This is a genomic window from Bordetella petrii (assembly GCF_017356245.1).
GTDB classification, from domain to species: domain Bacteria; phylum Pseudomonadota; class Gammaproteobacteria; order Burkholderiales; family Burkholderiaceae_B; genus Bordetella_A; species Bordetella_A petrii_D.
Window position 1 is genome coordinate 1371452 of record NZ_JAFMZZ010000001.1, and the last position, 24084, is coordinate 1395535.

A 24084-nucleotide genomic window follows, 5' to 3' on the forward strand; every position below is an offset into this window, starting at 1 on the left:
CACGCTAAAATGCCGGGTTTCGCACTAATAGCCACCAGGAAGCACCATGGAAGCCGAACGCCAGAACCAGCTCGCCGCCCGCCTTGCCGACTACGCGCAGCGCGAGCAGGCGCTACGGGGGTATCTTTGACTACGATCTGAAGGCCGAACGCCTGCAGGTCGTCAACGCCGAGCTCGAAGACCCGGCCGTCTGGAACGACCCCAAGCACGCCCAAGACCTGGGCCGTGAAAAAAAATCCCTCGAAGACGTCGTCACCACGCTAACCGCGCTGCACAGCGGCGTGGCCGACTCGCTCGAACTGTTCGAGCTGGCGTCGGCCGATGACGACGACGCCACCCTCGAATCCATCGAAGGCGACGCCGACGGCTTCCAGCAGCAGCTCGAAGGCCTGGAATTCCGCCGGATGTTCTCCAACCCGGCCGATCCGCTGAACTGCTTCCTCGACATCCAGGCCGGCGCCGGCGGCACCGAAGCGCAAGACTGGGCGTCGATGCTGTTGCGGCAATACCTGAAGTACGCCGAGCGCAAGGGTTTCAAGGCCGAAGTCCTGGAAGAATCCGAAGGCGAAGTGGCGGGCATCAAGTCGGCCACCATCAAGCTCGAAGGCGACTACGCCTTCGGCTACCTGCGCACCGAAACCGGCGTGCACCGCCTGGTGCGCAAGAGCCCGTTCGACTCCTCCGGCGGGCGGCACACCTCGTTCGCCAGCGTGTTCGTGTATCCCGAAGTCGACGACTCGTTCGAAATCGAGGTCAACCCGGCCGACCTGCGGGTCGACACCTACCGCGCCAGCGGCGCGGGCGGGCAGCACATCAACAAGACCGACTCGGCCGTGCGCCTGACCCACCTGCCCACCGGCATCGTGGTGCAGTGCCAGAACGACCGCTCCCAGCACCGCAACCGCGCCGAGGCGATGCAAATGCTGAAGTCCAAGCTGTACGAGCTCGAAATGCGCAACCGCATGGCCGAACAGCAGAAACTCGAAGACTCCAAGACCGACGTGGGCTGGGGCCACCAGATCCGCTCATACGTGCTCGACCAGAGCCGCATCAAAGACCTGCGCACCAACGTCGAAATCTCCAATACCCAGAAGGTCCTCGACGGCGACCTGGATTCCTTCATCCAGGCCAGCCTGAAGCAAGGCGTGTGATCCCGCGGGCGCCCCTGCCGGCGCCCTCACTTGAACCTGAAGAGGCAAGCGCATGACCGACACGATCGCAATCCTCACCGGCGCCTCGCGCGGCATTGGCGCGGCGCTGGCCCGCGGCCTGGCCCGGCCCGGCACCCGGCTGGTCACCCTGGCCCGCCGCGCCGACCCGGATCTGGCCGCGCACGCCCAGGCCCAGGGCGCCGAGCTGGAGCAGATCCAGGTCGACCTGTCCGACCTGCAGGCGGCGGCGCAGGTGGCCCAGCGCATCGGCGCGGCCCTGCCGCGCGACGCCCGCCGCTACCTGCTGATCAACAACGCCGGCACCGTGCAGCCCGTGGCCGCCGCCCAGGCGCTGGCCGACGGCCCCGCCATCGCCGCGGCGTTCAACCTGAATGTGTCCGCCGTCATGCTGCTCACCGCGCATTTCGCGGCGGCCGTCCAGGGCCTGCAAGCCGAACGCCGGGTGCTGAACATCTCGTCGGGCGCCGGCCGCAATCCCAATGCCGGCTGGGGCGTGTACTGCGCCACCAAGGCCGCGCTCGACATGTATACCCGCGTGTTCAACCAGGAACAGGGCGCCGCCGGCGTGCGCGCCGTGGCCCTGGCGCCCGGCATCGTCGACACCGGCATGCAGGAAACCATCCGCGCCAGCGACCCGGCCAGCTTCCCCGCGCTGGCCAAATTCCAGGAATTTCACGCCACCGGCAAACTGGCCGCGCCCGCCGCCGTGGCGGCCCGCATCCTGTCCTACCTCGACCGCGACGACTTCGGCACCACCGAAATCGACGACATCCGCAATTACGACTGACCCACCATGACCGACCACTCGCCCGCCCCGGCCGCCCAGGATGAAAACCGCTTGATCGCCGAACGGCGCGCCAAGCTGTCCAAACTGCGCGAAGCCGGCGTTGCGTATCCCAACGACTTCGTCCCGGATGCGCACGCCGCCGACCTGCATCGCCAATATGGCGAACAAGACCAGGAAGCCCTGGCCGCCGCCGGCGCGCAGGTCAAAGTCGCGGGCCGCATGATGCTCAAGCGCGTGATGGGCAAGGCCAGCTTCGCCACCGTGCAAGACGGCAGCGGCCGCATCCAGATCTACCTCGACCGCGGCACCCTGGGCGACGAGGCCTATGCCGCGTTCAAGCAGTGGGACATCGGCGACATCATCGCCATCGAGGGGTCGGTATTCAAGACCAACAAAGGCGAGCTCTCGGTGCACGCCGCCACGGCGCGCCTGCTGTCGAAGTCGCTGCGCCCCCTGCCCGACAAGTTCCACGGCGTGGCCGACCAGGAACTGCGCTACCGCCAACGCTACGTCGACCTCATCATGACCGAGGCCACGCGCCGCACCTTCGAGGCGCGCAGCAAGGCCGTGGGCAGCATCCGCCAGGTCATGCTCGACGCCGGCTTCCTCGAAGTCGAAACGCCCATGCTGCACCCCATTCCGGGCGGCGCTGCGGCCAAGCCGTTCGTCACGCACCACAATGCGCTCGACATGGAAATGTTCCTGCGCATCGCTCCCGAGCTCTACCTGAAGCGGCTGATCGTGGGCGGGTTCGAGCGCGTCTTCGAGATCAACCGCAACTTCCGCAACGAAGGCGTCAGCCCGCGGCACAACCCCGAATTCACCATGATGGAGTTCTACGCAGCCTACGCGGACTACCGCTGGCTGATGGACTTCACCGAACACGTCCTGCGCCAGGCGGCCATTGCCGCCACCGGCAGCGCGGTGCTCACCTACCAGGAACGCGAACTCGACCTGTCGCGGCCGTTCGATCGCCTGACCATCTGCGAAGCCATCCTGAAATACGCCCCGGGCTATACCCAGGCCCAGCTCGACGACGCCGATTTCGTGCGCGCCGAGCTGAAGAAGCTGGGCGCCGACGTCGCCGGTCCGGTGCTGGCGCGCGCCGGCCTGGGCGCCCTGCAGCTTGCCCTGTTCGAAGAAACCGCCGAAGCCCGGCTCTGGAACCCCACCTACATCATCGATTACCCGGTCGAGGTCTCGCCGCTGGCCCGCGCCTCGGACACGCGCCCCGGCATCACCGAGCGCTTCGAGCTCTTCATGACCGGCCGTGAAATCGCCAACGGCTTCTCCGAGCTGAACGACCCCGAAGACCAGGCCGAGCGCTTCCGCGCCCAGGTCGAGGCCAAGGACGCCGGCGACGAAGAAGCCATGTATTTCGACGCCGACTACATCCGCGCCCTTGAATACGGCATGCCGCCCACCGGCGGTTGCGGCATCGGCATCGATCGCCTGGTCATGCTGCTGACCGACAGCCCCAGCATCCGCGACGTCATCCTGTTCCCGCACCTGCGGCGCGAAGACTGACACACGAGGCCGGCCACGATGCTCGTCAAGCTGCTGGTCATCGTCGTCTTCATCGTGCTGCTGATGTACGTGGTGCTGCCCAAGCGCCGCGCGGTGCCGGCGCCGGCGCGGGCCGGCAGGCTGACCGTCACGCTGCTGGCCTGCGCCGGCGTGCTGCTGTTCATCCTGGCGCTGTTCTGCGCCCTGCTCTGGCTGGGCGGCATATCGGGCGCGGTCGCGGGCGCCGGCGACGTGCTGGGCGGCACCGGCCTGCTGCGCATCGCCGGCCTGTTGCTGGTATTGTCGATTGTGTGCGCGATCGCCGCGCTGATGAAACGGCCGCGCTGAGCGCGCGGCCGCGGGCGCCTCAAGCGCCGCGCAACTCCATGGCCTGGGCCCAGCGCCTTGCCACCGACGGCGACGTGGCGCACACCGCCGATCTGGTCACCACCCGCACCGCGCGCTCGAGCAGCTGGATATCGGCTTCGTGCTGGCGCGCCACATGCGGATCTTCAAAGAAGATCACCCGCTGGCATTGATGTTCCAGCACCAGTTCGGCGATCTGGGCGTCGCCGCCCAGCGGCCCGCTCAGGTAGCGCTGCACCCAGGGCTGGCCTGCCGGCCAGCCGCGCGACCAGGCCATCTCGTTCAGGCGCGCGCCGGTGGTGCCGGTGGCCACGCGCCGCGCAAACTGCGACAGCAGGTCGAAGTGATCGGACGCGAACGCCACCATCTGGTCTTTGAGCGCGTCGTGCGAAATCAGCGCCAGGGTCTGGCGGTCGAAATCGAACAGACGCGCCACCGACGCATCGGGCGCCAGCCTGGCATGCAACCGCTCGACTTCCATCCATTCGATGGCGCCCGCCAGCGTCGAAATAAAGGGGCGCCCGTGCGTTATGCACTGGCGCTTCAGCGCCAGTGCCTCGGGAAATATGGACGACGGATCGACCGGATCGATCAGGTAGATGGCGCCATCGAACGGCGCGTCGCCGTCACGACCCTCGGTGACCCGCGCCACCAGCTTCATCAGGCCGCCTTCGCGGCCATACGGATAGCGAATCAGGCCCGGATAGCCCTGCAGCATGCCCTCGCGCACGATGGCGTCATGGGTGCGCCCCACCGTATGCAGCTGGATGCCCAGTTCGCGGATTGCCGGAGAGCTGGCCCGCAGCCACTCGAACAGCACCGCATCGGGCGTTTCGTGATGCAGGCGGTTGGCCGCCAGGCCGAAGCGCAGGCGCGCGGAGCTGGCCATGGCTCAAGCCGCCTCGTCGATCCAGGCCATCTGGATGGCCTCGAGGATTTTTTCTCCGCTGCGGGCGGGATCGTCGTCGAAGCCGGGCAAGGCAATGACCCACTCGCGCAATTGCATAAAGCGCACTGTGTTCGGGTCCACGTCAGGATGCGCATCGACCAGCGCGGCGGCAATGTCGTATGTGTCGACCCACTTCATCAGTGTTCCTCTTTGGCGTGGTTGATGGTGTACTTAGGAATCTCGACGGTCAGGTCGGCATCGGCCACCAGGGCCTGGCACGACAGGCGCGATGTCGAGCTGAGGCCCCAGGCCTTGTCCAGCAGGTCTTCTTCGTCGTCGGTGGCGTCGTCCAGCGAATTGAAGCCTTCGCGCACGATGACATGACAGGTCGTGCAGGCGCACGACAGTTCACAGGCATGCTCGATCTCGATGTGGTTGTCGAGCAGCACGCGGCAGATGGATGTTCCGCGCGGCGCGTCTTCGATCACGGCGCCTTCGGGGCACACGTCCGGATGAGGCAGTACAGTCAGTTTGGGCATTCTTTCGGGCGGTTCGATCAGGCGATTTCGTCCAGTTTACGGCCGGCCAGGGCCGCGCGGATGCCGCGGTCCATGCGCCGGGCGGCAAAGTCTTCCGTGGCCGCCGACAGGGCCTGCACGGCAGCGTGCACAGCCTCGGTATCGTCGGCGTCCTGGGCGGCGGCGGCCGCCTGCAGGCGCTCGTCGACCAGGCGGCGCTCATCGGCGTCGAGCAGGTCGCCGTCGGCCGCCAGCGCCGCGCGCACCGATTCGACCAGCTGGCGCGCCTCGACCTGCTGCTCGCGCAGCATGCGGGCCCGCGCGTCGCTGTCGGCCTGCGCCACGCTGTCGGCCAGCATGCGCGTGATTTCATCGTCGGACAGGCCGTACGAAGGCTTGACCGACACGGCCGCCTCGACGCCGGTGCTTTGTTCACGGGCCGTGACGCTGAGCAGGCCGTCGGCATCCACCTGGAAAGTCACGCGGATGCGCGCCGCCCCCGCCACCATTGGTGGAATGCCGCGCAGTTCGAAGCGCGCCAGCGAACGGCAGTCGGACACCAGCTCGCGCTCGCCCTGCACCACGTGCACGCTCATGGCGCCCTGGCCGTCTTTGAACGTGGTGAACTCCTGCGCGCGCGCCACCGGAATGGTGCTGTTGCGGGGAATGATGCGCTCGACCAGCCCGCCCATGGTTTCCAGGCCCAGCGATAGCGGAATGACATCCAGCAGCAGCCAGTCTTCGCCAGGCAGGCGATTGCCCGCCAGCAGGTTGGCCTGCAAGGCGGCGCCCAGCGCCACCACCTGGTCGGGGTCCAGGTCGACCAGCGGCTCGGTGCCGAACAGCTCGCCCACGGCCCGGCGGATCACCGGCATGCGCGTGGCGCCGCCCACCATCACCACGCCGTTGATGTCGGCAATCGCCAGCCCGGCGTCGCGCAGCGCGGTCCGGGCCCGGTCGAGGGTGCGGCGCACCAGCGGCTCGGCCAGTTGTTCGAATTGCGCCTGCGTCAGGGTCAGGTCGAGTTCGCGGCCATCCTGCAGTGCGGCGCGCAGCGGCGCGGAAGGCGCCTGCGACAGCGCTTCGCGGGCGGCACGCGCCGCCACCAGCACCGTGCGCCGGTCGGCCGGCGCCAGCGGCGCCTCGCCCAGCGAGGCGCGTGCGAATTCGCTGATGGCCCAGTCGAAATCGTCGCCGCCCAGCGCCGTATCGCCGCCCGTGGCGACGACCTCGAACACGCCCTTGGTCAGGCGCAGGATGGACACGTCGAAGGTGCCGCCGCCCAGGTCGTAGACGGCGTAAACGCCTTCGGCAGCCTGGTCCAGCCCGTAGGCAATGGCGGCGGCCGTGGGCTCGTTGAGCAGGCGCAGCACATTCAGGCCCGCCAGCCGCGCGGCGTCGCGCGTGGCCTGGCGCTGCGCATCGTCGAAATAGGCGGGCACGGTGATGACGGCGCCGACCAGATCGTCGCCCAGCACGTCTTCGGCGCGCTGGCGCAGCACCGCCAGGATCTGCGCCGAGACTTCCACCGGGCTGAGCTCGCCCTGCACGGTGCGCAGCCGCACCATGCCGGGCGCATCGACGAACTCGTACGGCGCCCCGCTGGCAAGCGCCTCGTCCAGCGAGCGCCCCATGAAGCGCTTGACCGACACCACGGTATTGAAGGGGTCGGCAGCCTGCTGCGCCAGCGCCTGCCGGCCGATGGCCACCTTGCCGTCTGCGAAATAACGCACCGCGGACGGCAGCAGCGGCTGCCCCTCGGCATCGGGCAGCACTTCCGGCGTGCTGCTGCGCACCGCGGCCACCAGGGAATTGGTCGTGCCCAGGTCGATGCCCACCGCCAGCTTGCGCTGGTGCGGCGCGGGCGATTCGCCGGGCTCGGAAATCTGCAATAAGGCCATGATTATGCTTCGGGTCGTAAAGCGGAGTAGCGGCGCGGCATGGAGCTGGCGCGCCGGGCTAGCCGGCCGGGCTGGCAGCCGCCAGCTCTTGCGCCAGTTTTTCGACAAACATCCATTCGCGCACCTTCTTGCCGGCGGCGGCGTAGTCGTGGCGCTGGTCGAGCAGCGTGGTCAGGGTGTCGTGCATCTGCCGGCGCGCGTCGCCGAGCTCGGCCTGCAGTTCGGCAAACACGGCGGCATCGTCGCGCGCGTCGTCCAGCATTTCGCGCCACTGCATCTGCTGCATCAGGAAAGCCGGTTCCATGGCGGTGTTGCTTTCGGTTTGCAAGTCCACCCCCGCCTGCTCGCACAGATAGCGCGCCCGCAACAGCGGGTCGCGCAGCTGCCGGTAGGCTTCGTTGGCGCGCGCCGACCATTGCATGGCGACGCGGCGCTCGGCCGGGCTGGCGGTGGCATAGCGGTCGGGATGCACCTGGGCCGCCACGGCCCGCCAGGCGCGTTCGAGCGCCTGGGCATCGATATCGAACCGCGCGGGCAGGCCGAACAGGCTGAAATGGTCGTCCGCGGCCAAAACCTACACCGTGAACGACTCGCCGCAGCCGCAGGTCGCCTTTTCGTTGGGGTTGCGGAACTTGAAACCTTCGTTCAGGCCTTCGCGCGCGTAGTCGAGCTCGGTGCCGTCCAGGTAGGCGAAACTCTTGGGGTCTACGAATACCTTGACGCCAAAGCTCTCGAAGACCATGTCTTCGGGCGTGGGATCATCCACGTACTCGAGCTTGTAGGCCATGCCCGAGCATCCAGTGGTGCGCACGCCCAGCCGCAGGCCCACGCCCTTGCCGCGCTTTTGCAGGTAGCGTCCGATGTGCGAAGCCGCCTGTTGGGTCAGGGTAACGGACATATCAGTTCGCCGCCGCGACCGCCACGGTTTCGGCCTGGGCATCGGCCGGCGCCGCGTGCTTGTCCTTGTAGTCTTGCACCGCCGCCTTGATGGCGTCTTCGGCCAGGATCGAGCAGTGGATTTTCACGGGCGGCAGGGCCAGTTCTTCGGCGATCTGGGTATTGCGGATGTTCAGCGCTTCGTCCAGCGTCTTGCCCTTGACCCATTCGGTAACCAGCGAGCTCGACGCGATGGCCGAGCCGCAGCCGTAGGTCTTGAAGCGCGCGTCTTCGATGACGCCCGACTCGCTGACCTTGATCTGCAGCTTCATCACGTCGCCGCAAGCCGGCGCGCCGACCATGCCGGTACCCACCGATTCGTCGCCCTTGTCGAACGAGCCGACGTTGCGCGGGTTTTCGTAGTGATCCAGAACTTTGTTGCTGTATGCCATGATGTTTCTCCTGTGTCGGTCGCGCGGGCGCTCAGTGGGCGGCCCACTGCACGGTGTTCAGGTCGATGCCTGCCTGGGCCATTTCCCACAGCGGCGACATGTCGCGCAGTTTGCCCACGCGGCTCTTGATCAAGTCGATGGTGAAGTCGATTTCCTGTTCGGTGGTGAACCGGCCCAGGGTAAAGCGGATGGAGCTGTGCGCCAGTTCGTCGTTGCGCCCCAGGGCGCGCAGCACATACGAAGGCTCGAGGCTGGCCGAAGTGCAGGCCGAGCCGCTGGAAACGGCCAGTTCCTTGATGGCCATGATCAGCGATTCGCCTTCCACGTAGTTGAAACTGACGTTCAGGTTGTGCGGCACGCGCTGTTCAAGGCTGCCGTTCAGGTAGGTTTCCTCGATTTGCGACAGGCCCGCCCACAGGCGGTCGCGCAGCATGCGGATGCGCTCGTTCTCGGTGCCCATTTCTTCGCGGGCCAGCCGGAAGGCCTCGCCCATGCCGACGATCTGGTGCGTGGCCAGCGTGCCCGAACGGAAGCCGCGCTCGTGGCCGCCGCCGTGCATCTGCGCCTCGATGCGCACGCGCGGCTTGCGCCGCACATACAGCGCGCCGATACCCTTGGGGCCGTACGTCTTGTGGGCCGAGAACGACATCAGGTCGACCTTGAGCTTCTGCAGGTCGATCTCGACCTTGCCCGTGGCCTGCGCCGCGTCGACATGGAACACAATGCCTTTTTCGCGGCAGATTTCGCCCAGGGTTTCGACGTCCTGGATGACGCCGATTTCGTTGTTCACCAGCATCACCGACACCAGGATGGTATCGGGGCGCAGCGCCGCCTTGAAGGCGTCCAGGTCGATCAGGCCGTCGTCGCGTACATCCAGATAGGTCACCTCGAAGCCCTGGCGCTCGAGCTCGCGACAGGTGTCCAGCACCGCCTTGTGCTCGGTCTTGACCGTGATGATGTGCTTGCCGCGCTCGGCGTAGAAATTGGCGGCGCCCTTGATGGCCAGGTTGTCGGATTCGGTGGCGCCGGAGGTCCAGATGATTTCGCGCGGGTCGGCATTGACCAGCTTGGCGACTTCCTGGCGGGCATTCTCGACGGCGTCTTCGGCTTCCCAGCCGAAAGCATGGCTGCGCGACGCGGGATTGCCGAAATTGTCGTACAGCCAGGGCACCATTTTCTCGACCACGCGCGGGTCGACTGGCGTGGTGGCGGAATAATCGAGATAGATCGGGCGGGTGGTCATGGGTTGCTACTCCTGCTTATACGGTGGCGTCGGCGGCGATGGCCGGGGTAGAGGCCGAGGGGGAGCCGGCAGCGCCCCGCTCCACGCGCACGGCGGTGCAGCCCTGCGCCGCCTGGGTGGCTTCCTGCAACTGGCGCAGCCGCTGCTGGTCGACCAGATCTTGCAGGGACACGGAATCCAGGTAATCGACCATCTTGCGGTTCAGGGTGGTCCAGAGCTCGTGCGTCATGCATTTGCCCGACTTGCCGTCTTTGCCGCTGGTGCAATCGTGCTTGCCGCCGCAATTGGTGGCGTCCAGGGGTTCGTCAACCGCGAAGATGATGTCGGCGACCGTGACATTGCGGGCCAACCGGGCCAGCGAGTAGCCGCCGCCGGGGCCGCGCACGCTGTCGACCAGTTCGTGCCGGCGCAGCTTGCCGAACAGCTGCTCCAGGTAAGAAAGCGAAATATTCTGACGCTGGCTGATTGCCGCGAGAGTCACCGGACCGCTGTGCTGCCGCATGGCCAGGTCGATCATCGCGGTGACCGCGAACCGCCCTTTCGTAGTGAGCCGCATGGTGGATTCCTGTTAAAACCGGCAGGCCACCCGGCTGGGCAACCAATACCTGAGTAATTGCCTCAAGTATAGCAAATTCCCGAGTAAATTGCTAAGCCATCGCAGTCGCAAAAAACCGCGCCGTAGCGCGGTTTTTCAAGGCCTGATCGGGCCGGGGCCGGCGGGATCAGGCCGCCTGGTACTGCGTGGCCCGCTTGCGGACCAGCTCAAGAACACCCTGACAGGCGTCTTCCAGGTAGTCGAGCACCTTGCCGAAGCCTTCGGGGCCGCCGTAGTAGGGATCGGGCACCGTGGCTTCTTCGAATTCGTTGGCAAAGCGCATCAGCAGCATCAGCTTGTGCTGGTAGGCCTTGGGGCATTGTTGCTGCAGCGCGGAAAGGTTGTCCCAGTCCATGGCCAGGATGAGATCGAACTCGCGGAAGTCGTCGGCCGTTACCTGGCGGGCTTCGCAATGGTTGATCTCGTAGCCGCGCTTGCGGGCGGCGGCCTGGGCGCGAGCATCGGGCGCTTCACCAATATGGTAGGCATGCGTGCCTGCGGAATCCACGCGCACGACATCGCTCAAACCGGCATCGTTCACCAAATGGCGAAAAACGCCCTCCGCGCTTGGCGAGCGACAGATATTACCCATGCAAACGAAAAGTACCTTGGTCATCATGGGTGTAAGTCTGAGGGAAAACCCGGAATATAGCAAGTTTTTTTTGCAATTGCGCAAGCGTGTGCAGCGGTTTTGTGAAGATTATTTTTGTCTATTCAATCAATAGCTTAAGACAATAATTGCAAGTACTACATAAGCTATTTCAAGGCCACGCGGTAACAAATCCGCCGCTTTGACCGCAATGCAGCACCCGGGCGGTTTCGCCCCCTGCCCGCGCTAGGCCGCGCCGTCCAGCAGCACGCGTTGCTTGAGTGCGTTGAGCGCATCGCGCGCCGCCGCGGCCTGCTCGAATTCCAGGTTGCGGGCATGGTCGGTCATGAGCTTTTCCAGACGGCGGATTTCGCGGGCCACCGATTTTTCGTCGGCCAGCACCTCGGGGGCGATCGCGGATTCCAGAGTATCGTGGCGCGCCGGGGCGACGATGCCGTCGATGAGCTCGCGCACCGCCTTGTTGACGCCGCGCGCGGTAATGCCGTGGTCGGCATTGAACTGCAGCTGCTTGTTGCGCCGCCTTTCGGTTTCGTCCATGGCCCGCCGCATCGAGGCGGTGATGGCGTCGGCGTACAGAATGGCATGGCCGTTCAGGTTGCGCGCGGCCCGGCCGATGGTCTGGATCAGGCTGCGCTCGGAACGCAGGAAGCCTTCTTTGTCGGCATCCAGAATGGCCACCAGCGATACTTCGGGGATATCCAGGCCTTCGCGCAGCAGGTTGATGCCCACCAGCACATCGAAAGTGCCCAGACGCAGGTCGCGGATGATCTCGACGCGTTCGACCGTGTCGATGTCGGAGTGCAGGTAGCGCACCCGCACGCCATGCTCGGCCAGGAAGTCGGTCAGGTCTTCGGCCATGCGCTTGGTCAGCGTGGTGACCAGGACACGTTCCTGGGCCGCCACGCGCAGCTTGATCTCGCCCAGCAGGTCATCGACCTGCGTGCGGGCCGGCCGCACTTCGACCTGCGGGTCGACCAGGCCGGTGGGCCGCACCACCTGCTCGACCACGTTGTCGGAATGCTCTTGCTCATAGGCCGCCGGCGTGGCCGACACGAACACGCACTGGCGCATGCGCGCCTCGAATTCCTCGAGGCGCAGCGGCCGGTTGTCCAGCGCCGACGGCAGCCGGAAGCCGTACTGCACCAGGGTTTCCTTGCGGGCCCGGTCGCCGCGGTACATGCCGCCCAGCTGGCCCATTGTGACGTGGCTTTCGTCGATGAACATCAGCGCGTCGGCCGGCAGGTAATCGATGAGCGTGGGGGGCGGCTCGCCCGGCGCGGCGCCGGACAGGTGGCGCGAATAGTTTTCGATGCCCTTGCAGAAGCCCAGCTCTTGCAGCATTTCGAGGTCGAAGCGGGTGCGCTGCTCGAGGCGCTGCGCCTCGACCAGCTTGCCTTCGGCCGTAAGCAGCTTCAGGCGGCCGCGCAGTTCTTCCTTGATGGTCTCGATGGCGCGCAGCACGGTGTCGCGCGGGGTGACGTAGTGCGACCCCGGATAGACGGTGAAGCGCGGCACTTTCTGGCGGACCCGGCCGGTAAGCGGGTCGAACAGCTCGAGCGATTCGATTTCGTCGTCGAACAGTGTCAGGCGCAGTGCCAGCTCGGGGCTTTCGGCCGGGAAGATGTCGAGCGTTTCGCCGCGCACCCGGAACGTGCCGCGGGCGAAATCGGCGTCGTTGCGCGTGTACTGCATGGCCACCAGCCGCGCCAGCACCTCGCGCCGCGAAATACGGTCGCCCGCGCGCAGGATCAGCACCATGGCATGGTAATCGCCGGGGTTGCCGATACCGTAGATGCACGACACCGTGCCCACAATGATGGTGTCGCGGCGCTCGAGCAGGCTTTTGGTGGCCGACAGCCGCATCTGCTCGATGTGCTCGTTGATGGACGAGTCTTTCTCGATGAACAGGTCGCGGGTGGGGACGTAGGCTTCGGGCTGGTAGTAGTCGTAGTAAGAAACGAAATACTCGACCGCGTTCTTGGGAAAGAATTCGCGCATTTCCGCGTACAACTGCGCCGCCAGCGTCTTGTTGGGCGCCAGCACCAGGGCCGGCCGGCCCAGCCGGGCGATGATGTTGGCCATGGTGTAAGTTTTGCCCGAGCCCGTCACCCCCAGCAAAGTCTGGTACATGAGGCCGTCGCGCATGCCCTGGGCCAGGCCCTCGATGGCGGTGGGCTGGTCGCCCGCCGGCGGGTACGGCTGGTACAAGTGAAAGGGGCTGTCGGGAAAATCGACGAATCCAGGAGCGGTCATGCTAGACTGTCTCAGGGTAAACCCCCCATTATCCACAGCACGCCCCCCTGCGTCCACATACCCTTACCGAACCCCCATGAGCTCTCTTTTCGATTCCGTCGAACTTGCGCCGCGCGACCCCATCCTGGGATTGAACGAACAATACAACGCCGATACCCGCCCCGGTAAAGTCAACCTGGGCGTGGGGGTGTATTACGACGATGCCGGCCGCATTCCCCTGCTGGCGGCCGTGCGCAAGGCCGAGATCGCCCGCGTCGAAGCCGCCGCCGCGCGCGGCTACCTGCCCATCGAAGGCATCGCCGGATACAACAAGGGAGCCCAGACCCTGCTGCTGGGAGCCGATTCGCCCCTGGCCGCCGAAGGCCGCGTGCTTACCGCCCAGGCCCTGGGCGGCACCGGCGCCCTGAAAATCGGCGCCGACTTCCTACGCCAGCTGCTGCCCCAGTCCAAGGTGCTGATCAGCAACCCCAGCTGGGAAAACCACCGCGCCCTGTTCGAGCGCGCCGGCTTCCCGGTTGAAACCTACGCTTACTACGACGCCGCCACTCACGGGCTCGACTTCCAGGGCATGCTGGCCTCGCTGCAGGCCGCCCCGGCGCAGACCATCGTGGTACTGCATGCGTGCTGCCACAACCCCACCGGGGTCGATCCCACCGCCGAGCAGTGGCAACAGATCGCGCAGGTGGTCAAGGCCCGCAACCTGGTGCCGTTCCTGGACATCGCCTACCAGGGCTTCGGCGCCGGCCTGCAAGAAGACGCCGCCGTGGTGCGCATGTTCGCCGACCTCGGCCTCACCATGCTGATCAGTTCGTCGTTCTCCAAGTCGTTCTCGCTGTACGGCGAACGCGTGGGCGCGCTGACCGTGGTCGCCGGCAACCAGGACGAAGCCAAGCGCGTTCTCAGCCAGCTCAAGCGCGTCATCCGCACCAACTACTCCAACCCGCCCACCCATGGCGGCACGGTCGTGTCCACGGTGCTCAATACGCCCGAACTCTACGCCCTGTGGGAACAAGAGCTCGCCGGCATGCGCGACCGCATCCGCCTGATGCGCCAGCAGCTGGTCGACAAAATCAAGGCGGCGGGCGCCACGCAAGACTTCGGCTTCGTGCTGCAGCAGCGCGGCATGTTCTCGTATTCCGGCCTGACCTCGGCCCAGGTCGACGTACTGCGCGAGCAGCACGGCATCTATGCGGTATCCAGCGGCCGCATCTGCGTGGCCGCCCTGAACAGCGGCAACATCGACACCGTCGCCAAGGCCATCGCCGCCGTCATCAAGCAGTAAGGCCAGGCCACCGCCGGCAACAGGGCCCCTCCGCAAGAGGGGCTTTTTCTTTTCTTGCGCGTCGCGCGGCCCCATGTCCGGCGCGAACGGCCCTTGCTTTTTTACGCCGCGTCGTCCAGAATCCATGCTGTATATCCATACAGCACGCTTTCCGGATCATCGCCATGGCCAGCAAACTCACCGACCGCCAGCAGGAAATCCTGGATCTCATCCGGCTGACGGTAGCGCGCACCGGGTTCCCGCCCACCCGCGCCGAAATCGCCCGGGCGCTGGGATTCCGTTCCCCCAACGCCGCGGAAGACCACCTGAAGGCCCTGGCCCGCAAGGGCGCCATCGAACTCACGGCCGGGGCCTCGCGCGGCATCCGCCTGAAAGATTCCGGCGAAGCCGGCCAGTCCGGCGCCGAAGCCCCCTCTTCCGCCATCGCCGGCATGGCCGACGCCATCGGCCGTCTGTTGTTGCCGCTGGTCGGGCGGGTGGCGGCGGGCAGCCCTATCCTGGCGGCCGAACACGTCGAACGCGAAGTCGGCGTCGACGCCGGCCTGTTCGCACAAACACCCGATTACCTGCTGAAGGTGCGCGGCATGAGCATGCGCGACGCCGGCATTCTCGAAGGCGACCTGCTGGCGGTCAAGCGTGCGGCCGAGGCCCGCAACGGGCAGATCGTCGTCGCCCGCCTGGGCGACGAGGTCACCGTGAAGCGCCTGCAGCGCCACCAAGGCCGCATCGAACTGCTGCCCGAAAACCCCGACTTCTCGCCCATCATCGTCGACGGCACCCAGGAATTCGCCCTGGAAGGCATCGCCGTGGGCCTGATCCGCACGCAGGCGCTGCACTAGTTGCCGGCGGGCTGGCCCGCGGGCAGCACCCGCCGGGTCGCCCGCCAGAACAGCAGCGCCGCCAGGCTGACCGCGGCGCCCAGCAGGCACACGCCCTGCCATCCGGCGCGCGAATACACCGCGGTAGTGCCGATTGCGCCCAGTCCGCTGCCCACCGCGTAGAACAGCATGTAAAGCCCCACCAGCCGGCCATGCGCCTCGGGCTGGATGCGAAAAATCAGGCTCTGGTTGGTAACGTGCAAGGCCTGGCCGCCCAGGTCCAGCAATATGATGCCGGCCACCAGCGCCCACAGCGACCACTCCATCAGCGACAGCGGCCCCCAGGCCAGCAGCAGCGCCGCCAGCGCCGCGCCGCTGGTGCGCTGGCCGTGGCCCTGGTCCGCCCAGTGCCCGGCGCGCGCGGCGGCCAGCGCGCCCACGGCCCCCGCCAGGCCGAAGGCGCCAATGGCCGTGTGCGTAAAGCCATAAGGGGGCGCGCTCAAGGGCAGCACCAGCGCGCTCCAGAAGATGTTGAATGCCGCGAACATCAGCAGCGCAAGCATGCCTCGCACCTGCAGCACCCGTTCCCGCCGCAGCAGGCCCAGCATCGAGGCGATCAGGCGCGGATAGCTCATCGAACCGCGGGCCACGGCCAGGGCCGGCAGCCGCCGCCACAGCGGCAGGCCGATCGCCAGCATCAGTATGGCGGCACAGAAGTACACGCCGCGCCAGCCGGCCAGATCGCTGACGCCGCCGGCGAATACCCGCGCCAGCAGCAAACCCATGAACACGCCGCCTTGCGCGGCGCCCACCACCCGCCCCTGCTCACCGGGCGCCGCGGCGCTGGCCGCGTAGGCAATCAGCCCCTGGGTCATCGCCGTGCCCAGCAGGCCCACACCAAGCATGCCGGCCAGCAGCCAGGAGGCGGACTGCGCCATGCCCACCGCCACCAGCATCGCCGCCAACGCCACCAATTGCGCCGCCATCAAGCGGCGCCGGTCCACCCGGTCGCTCAATGGCACCAGCAATAGCAGGGCTAGCGCGCAGCCGGCCTGCGTTGCGGTAACCACGCCGCCGACGGCCGCGTAGCTGATGCCGAAATCGCGCGCCAGCGCATCCAGCAATGGCTGCGCGTAGTACACATTGGCCACGCTCAGGCCGCTGGCCAGGGCAAACAGCAGCACCAGGCTGCGCGGCATGGCCGCCGGCTCGGCCGCCTGGCGCGGCGGGGCGGGTGAAATCACAGGGCAAGCGGCTTCCATTATCCCGATCCATCCAATCTAGTTTCAAAACAAAACTGATTGAATGCTAGGGCATGCAGTTTTAAAATGCAACCGATAATCATGGCCCCCCACCCACAAGGAACCCGCATGCCGCGCCGCAAATCCCTGAACAATCAGCCCTGCCCTGTCGCCCGCAGCGTCGACCTGATCGGCGACCGGTGGTCGCTGCTGATTGTTCGCGACGCCTTCGACGGCATGCGCCGCTTCGGCGATTTCCAGCGCAACCTGGGCGTGGCTCGCAACATTCTGTCGGATCGCCTGCGCAAGCTGGTGGATGCGGGCATCCTGACGACCCAGACGGCCTCGGACGGCAGCGCCTACCAGGAATATGTGCTTACCGCGCAAGGACAAAGCCTGTTTCCTGTCGTGCTGGCATTGCGGCAATGGGGTGAGCAGCACCTGTTCCGGCCCGGCGAGCGCCATTCGGTGCTGATCGACAGGAACACGGGCAAGCCCGTCCCTTTCATGGCGCCGCGGGCCGGCGACGGCGGCACGCTGGCGCCGGCGTCCACCGAAGTGCGAAAAGTGCCGTAGCGGGCCGCCGGGCCTGCTGCGGCCCAAACAAAAGGGGCGTCTTGCGACGCCCCTTTGCACTGCATGCCCGCGAACGGGCCTGCGGCCTCAGTGCTTGAACACCGGGTCGCCCGGCGAACCGGCCTCGGCGGGCTTGGCCACCAGGGCTTCCTTCACGGCCTCGTCCTCGGCCAGGGGCTCGGGCTGGCGTTCCAGCGCCAGCTCAAGCACCTTGTCGATCCAGCGCACGGGCACGATTTCCAGGTGGTTCTTGACGTTGTCCGGGATTTCGGCCAGGTCTTTGACGTTTTCCTCGGGGATCAGCACCGTCTTGATACCGCCGCGATGCGCCGCCAGCAGCTTTTCTTTCAGGCCGCCGATGGGCAGCACCTCGCCGCGCAGCGTGATCTCGCCCGTCATGGCGACGTCGGCGCGCACCGGAATGCGCGACAGGGCCGACACCATGGCCGTGGTAATGGCGATACCCGCCGACGGGCCGTCTTTGGGCGTGGCGCCCTCGGGCACGTGCACGTGCATGTCGTGCTTCTCGAACACGCTGTCGGCAAAACCCAGGCGGCGCGCCCGCGAGCGCACCACGGTGCGGGCGGCCTCGACCGATTCTTTCATCACGTCGCCCAACGACCCGGTGCGCTGGATGGTTCCTTTGCCCGGCATGTCGGCCACTTCGATGGTAAGCAGATCGCCGCCCACTTCGGTCCAGGCCAGGCCCGTGACCTGGCCAATCTGGTTTTCTTTCTCGGCCATGCCGAAGGTGTAGCGCCGCACGCCCAGGTAGTCGCTGAGATTCTCGGCATTGACATGCACCGGCGCGGCCGCCTGCACCGGCCGGCCTTCGGCCTTGGCCTTGTCGGCCTGCGCCAGCAGTTCCTTGACGACCTTGCGGCAGATCTTGCCGACCTCGCGCTCGAGCGCGCGCACGCCCGCTTCACGGGTGTAATAGCGCACGATGTCGCGCAACGCCGAATCGTCGACCGTAAGCTCGGACTCTTTCACGCCGTTGTTCTTCATCAGCTTGGGCAGCAGATGGTCGCGGCCGATGTGGATTTTCTCGTCTTCGGTGTAGCCCGACAGACGGATCACTTCCATCCGGTCGAGCAGCGCCGGCGGAATGTTGAGCGTGTTGCTGGTGGCCACGAACATCACGTCGGACAGGTCGAAATCGACCTCGATGTAGTGGTCCTGGAAGGTGTGGTTCTGTTCGGGGTCGAGCACTTCGAGCAGCGCCGAAGAAGGATCGCCGCGGAAATCCATGCCCAGTTTGTCGATCTCGTCGAGCAGGAACAGCGGGTTGCGCACGGCGACCTTGCTCATGTTCTGCAGGATCTTGCCCGGCATCGAGCCGATGTAGGTGCGGCGATGCCCGCGGATCTCGGCTTCGTCGCGCACGCCGCCCAGCGCCATGCGCACGAACTTGCGATTCGTGGCGCGCGCGATGGACTGGCCGAGCGAGGTCTTGCCCACGCCCGGGGGGCCCACCAGGCACAGGATGGGCGCCTTGACCTTGTCGACGCGCTGCTGCACGGCCAGGTATTCCAGGATGCGTTCCTTGACCTTTTCCAGCCCGTAGTGATCGTCGTCGAGCACTTTCTCGGCGTTGCCGATGGAATTGTTGATCTTGCTCTTTTTCTTCCAGGGAAGATTGATGAGCGTATCGATGTAGTTGCGCACCACCGTGGCTTCGGCGGACATGGGCGACATCAGCTTGAGCTTCTTGAGCTCGGCATCGGCCTTCTTGCGCGCCTCTTTGGGCATGTGCGCGGCGATGATCTTCTTTTCGAGCTCTTCGATGTCGGCGCCCTCTTCGCCTTCGCCCAGCTCTTTCTGGATGGCCTTGACCTGTTCGTTCAGGTAGTAGTCGCGCTGGCTCTTCTCCATCTGCTTCTTGACGCGGCCGCGGATGCGCTTCTCGACCTGGAGAATGTCGATCTCGGTTTCCAGCTGAGTCAGCAGGCCTTCCAGGCGCTCGGAAGTGCCCAGGATCTCGAGCATCTTCTGCTTCTGCTCGAGCTTGAGCGGCAGATGCGCGGCGATGGTGTCGGCCAGCCGGCCGGCGTCATCGATGCCCGCCAGCGAGGTCAGGATCTCGGGCGGGATCTTCTTATTGAGTTTGACGTACTGCTCGAACTGGGCAACGATGGCGCGGCGCAGCGCTTCGGTTTCAGACCCCTGCATGGCATCGGGTTCCACGGGGGTTACCTGGCACACGAAGTGCGACTCGGCATCGTCGATGCTGTCGATGCGGGCGCGCTGGGTGCCCTCGACCAGCACCTTCACGGTGCCGTCGGGCAGTTTCAGCATTTGCAGAATGCCGGCCACGCAGCCGATTTCATACACATCTTCGGGCGTGGGGTCGTCTTTGCCGGCGGATTTCTGCGCCACCAGCATGATGCTCTTGCCCGCTTCCATGGCCACTTCCAGCGCCTTGATCGAGCGCGGGCGGCCTACGAACAGCGGGATGACCATGTGCGGGAACACCACCACGTCGCGCAGTGGCAGCAGCGGCAGATCAATGGGTTCGGAAGGCAGGGTCTGGCTGGCAGACATAAAGGATTCCTTGGTGAGACTCGGCGTATCGGTACCGGATAGGAGGGGGACAGGACCCTTTTATCCGTATAGGTTACGTCTGATATGGGAACGATAGCCGAAAAATCAAGCCGTCGGCGCCCGGACGGCCGGCCAAGGCAAAAAAACCCGTTACAGAACGGGTTTTTTGCTTTGTTTTCAGGCAGCTGCGCCGCGTACCTGGTTGCGCGCCGGCTTGTCGGGCGCGGCCGCCTCGTCGGCGTAGATGAGCAGCGGCTTGCCGTCGCTGTCGATGACGTTTTCGTCCAGCACCACCCTGCTGACGTTGCCCTGGGAAGGCAGGTCGTACATGGTGTCGAGCAGCGCGGCCTCGATGATGGAGCGCAGGCCCCGCGCGCCGGTCTTGCGCTTGAGCGCCTTGCGGGCAATGGCCTTCAGGGCGCCCGGGCGCACGTCGAGCTCGGCGCCTTCCATGGCGAACAGCTTCTGGAACTGCTTGATCAGGGAGTTCTTGGGCTCGGTCAGGATCTGGACCAGCGCCGCCTCATCGAGTTCGTCAAGGGTGGCCACGACCGGCAGGCGGCCGACCAGCTCGGGGATGAGGCCGAACTTGATCAGGTCTTCGGGCTCGACCTCGCTGAACAGCTCGCCCACCCCGCGTTCGGACTTGGCGCGCACCGACGCCGAAAACCCGATGCCGGATTTCTCGGTGCGGTCGCGGATGACCTTTTCCAGCCCGTCGAAGGCGCCGCCCACGATGAACAGGATGTTGGTGGTGTCGACCTGGACGAAATCCTGGTTGGGATGCTTGCGGCCGCCCTGGGGCGGCACCGAGGCCACCGTGCCCTCGATGAGCTTGAGCAGCGCCTGCTGCACTCCTTCGCCGGACACGTCGCGGGTAATGGAGGGGTTGTCGGACTTGCGCGAGATCTTGTCGATTTCGTCGATGTAGATGATGGCGCGCTGGGCCTTTTCGACTTCGTAGTTGCAGTTCTGCAGCAGCTTCTGGATGATGTTTTCGACGTCTTCACCCACGTAACCGGCTTCGGTCAGGGTGGTGGCGTCGGCCATCACGAAGGGCACGTTCAGCATGCGCGCCAGCGTCTGGGCCAGCAGGGTCTTGCCCGAGCCGGTGGGGCCGATGAGCATGATGTTGCTCTTGGAGAGCTCGACCTCGTCGCCCTTGATCTCGCCGTGGCGGATGCGCTTGTAATGGTTGTAGACAGCCACCGCCAGCATGCGCTTGGGCAGGCTCTGGCCGATGACGTACTGGTCCAGGAACGTCTTGATTTCAGACGGCGTGGGCAGTTCGGACCTTATGGCCGCGCGCGCGGTTGCCTGCGCTTCTTCGCGGATGATGTCATTGCAGAGGTCGATGCACTCATCGCAGATGAACACCGACGGCCCCGCGATCAGCTTGCGGACTTCGTGCTGGCTTTTATTGCAGAACGAGCAATGCAGCACTTTTGCGTCGGCCGATCCCTTTTTGTCAGGCATATGTGTTTCGTATCTCTGGTGAGAATGCGCCAGCTCTTGGCCGGCCGGCGCATTCAACGCTTACTCGGACGTGACGGAACCGCACAGGCCCGGGGTGTTGCCTTCGCTTACCCCTCGGAACGGGATGCGAGAACCTTGTCCACCAGACCATACGATACCGCATCTTCGGCCGACATGAAGTTGTCACGCTCGGTGTCTACGGCGATGCGCTCGACGGGCTGGCCGGTGTTCTCGGCCAGGATGCGGTTCAGGCGCTCGCGCAGGTCCAGGATCTCGCGAGCCTGGATCTGGATATCGGAGGCCTGCCCCTGGGCGCCGCCCGACGGCTGGTGGATCATGATGCGCGAGTTGGGCAGCGTGAAACGCTTGCCCTTCTTGCCCGCGGCCAGCAGGAAAGCCCCCATGCTGGCAGCCAGGCCCGTGCACAGGGTGGAGACGTCGGGCTTGACGAACTGCATGGTGTCGAAGATGGCCATCCCCGCGTACACCGACCCGCCCGGCGAGTTGATGTACAGCGAGATGTCCTTGTCAGGATTTTCCGATTCCAGGAACAGCAGCTGCGCCACGATCAGGTTGGCCGTGTTGTCGTTGACCGGGCCGACCAGGAAAATGAGCCGCTCGCGCAGCAGGCGCGAATAGATGTCGTAGGCGCGTTCGCCGCGCCCCGACTGCTCGATGACCATGGGGATGTAGCCCAGCCCCGTCGGCGTGACCGATGCCCCGCCGTACATTGACGCATAGAAATCGGTAAAACGCTGCATATGCTTACGCCATCCCCATCAGCTGATCGAAAGGCACCTGCTCTTCGGTGACCTTGGACTTGTCGAGCACGTGCTGCACCACGTTGTCTTCGAGCACGATGGCTTCGATTTCGGCGCGGCGCTGGCGGTCGGTAAGGTAGTAGCTGACCACCTGGGCAGGCTGCTCGTAGTTTTGCGCGAACTCTTCGATGCGGGCGCGCACCTGTTCGGGCTTGGCCTGCAGTTGCGCCTGCTTGACCAGCTCGGACACCAGCAGGCCCAGGCGCACGCGGCGCTCGGACTCGGTGGAGAAGGCTTCGGCGGGAATGGGCACCGACTCGGCGTTGGGCACGCCGCGCTGCTTGAGCTCTTCGCGGGCAGCCTGGACGCGGTTCTGCACGTCGCTGTCGACCAGGGCCTTGGGCACGTCGAACTTGCCGGCCTCGACCAGGGCGTCCATGACGCTGGCCTTGGTGCGGCCCTGCGTGCGGGCCTTGGCTTCGCGCTCGATGTTGGCGCGGATGTCGGCCTTGAGCTTTTCGACGTCGCCTTCGGCCTGGCCGAGCGACTTGGCGAATTCGGCGTTGACTTCGGGCAGCACGCCTTCGGCGACTTCTTTGACGGTGATGGTGAATTCGGCGGTCTTGCCGGCGACTTCCTTGCCTTGGTAGTCGTCGGGGAACTTGAGCGGGAACACCTTGGTTTCACCGGCCTTCAGGCCGCTGGCGGCGGCTTCGAACTCGGGCAGCATGCGGCCCTGACCCAGCACGAACGGGAAGTTCTCGGCCTTGCCGCCTTCGAAGGGCACGCCGTCGATGGTGCCGGCGAAATCGAGGGTGACGCGGTCGCCATCCTGGGCGGCGCGGCCTTCGCGGGCTTCGTAGTTGGCGCGCTGCTTGCGCAGCACGTCGAGCGTCTGCTGCACTTCGGCGTCGGTCACGGCGGTTTCGTAGCGCGTGACGGCCAGCGCGGAGAGGTCGGGCACGGCCACTTCGGGATAGACCTCGAAGGTGGCGGTGAAAGCCAGCGTGTCGTCCGCGACGCCTTCGGTCTTGGGCTCGAGCGTGGGCGCGCCGGCCACGCGCAGCTTGGCGCCGTCGACGGCCTGTTCAAAGGCACGGCCGACCTGGCCGTTGATGACGTCGTAGCGGATGCCGGGGCCATGGCTGCGCTCGAGCATGGCCAGCGGCGCCTTGCCGGGACGGAACCCGGGCACTTTGGCCGTGCGGGCAACGCGCTTCAGTTGCGCCTGGACTTCCTTTTCGACGTCGGCCACGGAAACCGCCAGATCGACACGGCGTTCCAGGCCAGAGAGGGTTTCAACCACAGGCTGCATCAAATTTTCCGAAAGTAAGTGAACGAACAAGTAAACAGCGCATTTTACCGGAAAGTTCAAGGCCCCTGCGCAAGCAGGGCGCCGGTCCTGGGGAAGTCCCCAAGGCCGGCGCCCCGCGGGAACCGCTGCGGCGCTTATTTGGCCGCGGCGATCCGGTCTTCGATGTGCTTGGCGCGCTTGGTCGAGGACGGATGGGAGCTCATCATGTCGCTCTTGCCGCCATCGAGTTCGGCCAGTTTCTGGAATGCCGTGACCAGGCCGCGGGTGTTGAGTTTCCTGGCCTGCAGCATGTCGAACGAATAGTCGTCGGCGGCGCTTTCCTGCGATTGCGAGAACTGCGCATTGATGAACTTTTCGGTCAGGTCGCCCAGCTGCGATGCGCTGAGCGCCGCCACCGCGTTGCCGCCCGCCGCGCCGGCCGCGTCGCGCGCCGCCGAGACGGTGTAGGCCGTCTGCATGGCCTTCTTGGAATGGCCCAGCGCCACGTGGCCGATTTCGTGGCCGATGACGCCCTGCAGCTCATCGTCGGTCATCATGTCCATCAGGCCGCTGTAGACGCGGATGCAACCATTGGCCATGGCCCAGGCATTGACGTCGGACGTGATGTAGACCTTGTAGTTGGCCGGCTGGCCGTTGACGGTGCCGCCCAGCGCCTTGGCGAGCTTCTGCAGGCGCGCATCGTACTTGCTGCCGCGCTTGGCGACTTTTTCCTGCTTGTCGCTTTCCGCGCAAGACTTGTCGGACAAGGTCTTGATATCGGCATCGCTCAGGGTGGCCGCCTGGACGACCTTGCTGCCCGCGCCGATCAGCCCGCCGATGTCCAGGGCGTGCGACGCAGAATATGGGGCCAGAACCAGGGCGAGCGCGGCCGCGCCGTGACGCATCTTCATTGGTGTTATCTCC

The 24084-nt window shown here is 65.8% G+C and carries 24 protein-coding genes; 7 read left to right on the forward strand and 17 right to left on the reverse strand.

The genetic code is table 11. The annotated features are described in order from the left end of the window. The first annotated feature begins 46 nt into the window (after window positions 1–46). The 4 genes from prfB (at window position 47) to J2P76_RS06625 (ending at window position 3813) form a co-directional block, all read left to right on the forward strand. A protein-coding gene (prfB, locus tag J2P76_RS06610; protein WP_207405481.1) for a peptide chain release factor 2 occupies window positions 47–1151 on the forward strand; the annotation gives its coding sequence in 2 pieces (ribosomal slippage) (window positions 47–127 and window positions 129–1151; 1104 coding nt in all). A gap of 52 nt (window positions 1152–1203) precedes the next feature. Continuing rightward, on the forward strand, window positions 1204–1959 hold the full coding sequence (locus J2P76_RS06615) for an SDR family oxidoreductase (protein ID WP_207405482.1): 756 nt from the start codon (window positions 1204–1206) through the stop codon (window positions 1957–1959). Window positions 1960–1965: 6 nt separating this feature from the next. Further along, on the forward strand, window positions 1966–3486 hold the full coding sequence (gene lysS / locus J2P76_RS06620) for a lysine--tRNA ligase (protein WP_207405484.1): 1521 nt from the start codon (window positions 1966–1968) through the stop codon (window positions 3484–3486). Between the two features lie 18 nt (window positions 3487–3504). After that, window positions 3505–3813: a hypothetical protein gene (locus tag J2P76_RS06625; protein ID WP_207405486.1), complete on the forward strand. Its 309-nt coding sequence runs from the start codon at window positions 3505–3507 to the stop codon at window positions 3811–3813. 19 nt (window positions 3814–3832) lie between these two features. On the opposite strand, the gene J2P76_RS06630 is transcribed toward J2P76_RS06625, so the two are convergent. The 11 genes from J2P76_RS06630 to uvrB form a co-directional block, all read right to left on the reverse strand. Then, the gene (locus J2P76_RS06630) at window positions 3833–4720 is read right to left on the reverse strand and encodes a methylglyoxal synthase (RefSeq protein WP_207405488.1); all 888 of its coding nucleotides are present in this window, start codon (window positions 4718–4720) and stop codon (window positions 3833–3835) included. 3 nt (window positions 4721–4723) lie between these two features. After that, window positions 4724–4918, reverse strand: a complete 195-nt coding sequence (gene iscX / locus J2P76_RS06635) for a Fe-S cluster assembly protein IscX (RefSeq protein ID WP_207405490.1) — start codon at window positions 4916–4918, stop codon at window positions 4724–4726. Next, window positions 4918–5259, reverse strand: a complete 342-nt coding sequence (gene fdx, locus J2P76_RS06640) for an ISC system 2Fe-2S type ferredoxin (protein WP_207405492.1) — start codon at window positions 5257–5259, stop codon at window positions 4918–4920. The genes iscX and fdx overlap by 1 nt, the downstream gene beginning before the upstream one ends. Before the next feature lie 17 nt (window positions 5260–5276). Next, a complete protein-coding gene (gene hscA, locus J2P76_RS06645) occupies window positions 5277–7139 on the reverse strand; it encodes a Fe-S protein assembly chaperone HscA (protein WP_207405494.1) in 1863 nt (620 codons plus the stop codon). Between the two features lie 58 nt (window positions 7140–7197). Then, window positions 7198–7710, reverse strand: coding sequence for a Fe-S protein assembly co-chaperone HscB (gene hscB, locus J2P76_RS06650; protein WP_207405496.1), 513 nt, complete (start codon window positions 7708–7710; stop codon window positions 7198–7200). A gap of 3 nt (window positions 7711–7713) precedes the next feature. After that, window positions 7714–8037: an iron-sulfur cluster assembly protein IscA gene (iscA, locus tag J2P76_RS06655; protein WP_207405498.1), complete on the reverse strand. Its 324-nt coding sequence runs from the start codon at window positions 8035–8037 to the stop codon at window positions 7714–7716. A gap of 1 nt (window position 8038) precedes the next feature. Next, entirely contained in the window at window positions 8039–8467 is a 429-nt protein-coding gene (gene iscU, locus J2P76_RS06660; protein ID WP_207405500.1) for a Fe-S cluster assembly scaffold IscU, read from the reverse strand. A gap of 31 nt (window positions 8468–8498) precedes the next feature. Then, a complete protein-coding gene (locus J2P76_RS06665) occupies window positions 8499–9710 on the reverse strand; it encodes an IscS subfamily cysteine desulfurase (protein WP_207405502.1) in 1212 nt (403 codons plus the stop codon). Window positions 9711–9726: 16 nt separating this feature from the next. Beyond that, window positions 9727–10266 carry a Fe-S cluster assembly transcriptional regulator IscR gene (gene iscR / locus J2P76_RS06670; RefSeq protein ID WP_207405504.1) on the reverse strand — a complete coding sequence of 180 codons (540 nt, stop codon included), beginning with the start codon at window positions 10264–10266 and terminating at the stop codon, window positions 9727–9729. A 166-nt stretch (window positions 10267–10432) separates the two neighbouring features. Beyond that, window positions 10433–10924: a low molecular weight protein-tyrosine-phosphatase gene (locus J2P76_RS06675; protein WP_207405506.1), complete on the reverse strand. Its 492-nt coding sequence runs from the start codon at window positions 10922–10924 to the stop codon at window positions 10433–10435. Between the two features lie 216 nt (window positions 10925–11140). Continuing rightward, window positions 11141–13168 (reverse strand): excinuclease ABC subunit UvrB, encoded by a 2028-nt coding sequence (gene uvrB / locus J2P76_RS06680; RefSeq protein WP_207405508.1) that lies wholly within the window; start codon window positions 13166–13168, stop codon window positions 11141–11143. Between the two features lie 76 nt (window positions 13169–13244). On the opposite strand from uvrB, the gene J2P76_RS06685 reads away from it, so the two are divergent. Both J2P76_RS06685 and lexA read left to right on the forward strand, forming a co-directional pair. After that, complete coding sequence (locus tag J2P76_RS06685; protein WP_207405510.1) at window positions 13245–14450, forward strand: amino acid aminotransferase; 1206 nt, start codon at window positions 13245–13247, stop codon at window positions 14448–14450. Between the two features lie 164 nt (window positions 14451–14614). Beyond that, the gene (gene lexA / locus J2P76_RS06690) at window positions 14615–15289 is read left to right on the forward strand and encodes a transcriptional repressor LexA (RefSeq protein WP_207405512.1); all 675 of its coding nucleotides are present in this window, start codon (window positions 14615–14617) and stop codon (window positions 15287–15289) included. On the opposite strand, the gene J2P76_RS06695 is transcribed toward lexA, so the two are convergent. Further along, complete coding sequence (locus J2P76_RS06695) at window positions 15286–16530, reverse strand: MFS transporter (protein ID WP_207405514.1); 1245 nt, start codon at window positions 16528–16530, stop codon at window positions 15286–15288. The two genes, lexA and J2P76_RS06695, sit on opposite strands and share 4 nt — an antisense overlap. 108 nt (window positions 16531–16638) lie before the next feature. Between J2P76_RS06695 and J2P76_RS06700 the strand changes: the two genes are divergently transcribed. Continuing rightward, a complete protein-coding gene (locus J2P76_RS06700) occupies window positions 16639–17085 on the forward strand; it encodes a winged helix-turn-helix transcriptional regulator (RefSeq protein WP_207405516.1) in 447 nt (148 codons plus the stop codon). A gap of 87 nt (window positions 17086–17172) precedes the next feature. Here the strand turns inward: J2P76_RS06700 and lon are convergent, their stop codons facing one another. From lon to J2P76_RS06725, 5 genes are all read right to left on the reverse strand, one after another. Then, window positions 17173–19629, reverse strand: coding sequence for an endopeptidase La (gene lon / locus J2P76_RS06705; RefSeq protein WP_207405519.1), 2457 nt, complete (start codon window positions 19627–19629; stop codon window positions 17173–17175). 177 nt (window positions 19630–19806) lie between these two features. After that, a complete protein-coding gene (clpX, locus tag J2P76_RS06710) occupies window positions 19807–21105 on the reverse strand; it encodes an ATP-dependent Clp protease ATP-binding subunit ClpX (RefSeq protein WP_207405521.1) in 1299 nt (432 codons plus the stop codon). 107 nt (window positions 21106–21212) lie between these two features. Further along, complete coding sequence (gene clpP, locus J2P76_RS06715; protein WP_207405523.1) at window positions 21213–21866, reverse strand: ATP-dependent Clp endopeptidase proteolytic subunit ClpP; 654 nt, start codon at window positions 21864–21866, stop codon at window positions 21213–21215. Window positions 21867–21870: 4 nt separating this feature from the next. Continuing rightward, window positions 21871–23181: a trigger factor gene (gene tig, locus J2P76_RS06720; RefSeq protein ID WP_207405525.1), complete on the reverse strand. Its 1311-nt coding sequence runs from the start codon at window positions 23179–23181 to the stop codon at window positions 21871–21873. Window positions 23182–23315: 134 nt separating this feature from the next. Continuing rightward, window positions 23316–24071, reverse strand: coding sequence for a M48 family metallopeptidase (locus J2P76_RS06725; RefSeq protein WP_207405527.1), 756 nt, complete (start codon window positions 24069–24071; stop codon window positions 23316–23318). Window positions 24072–24084 lie beyond the last annotated feature (13 nt).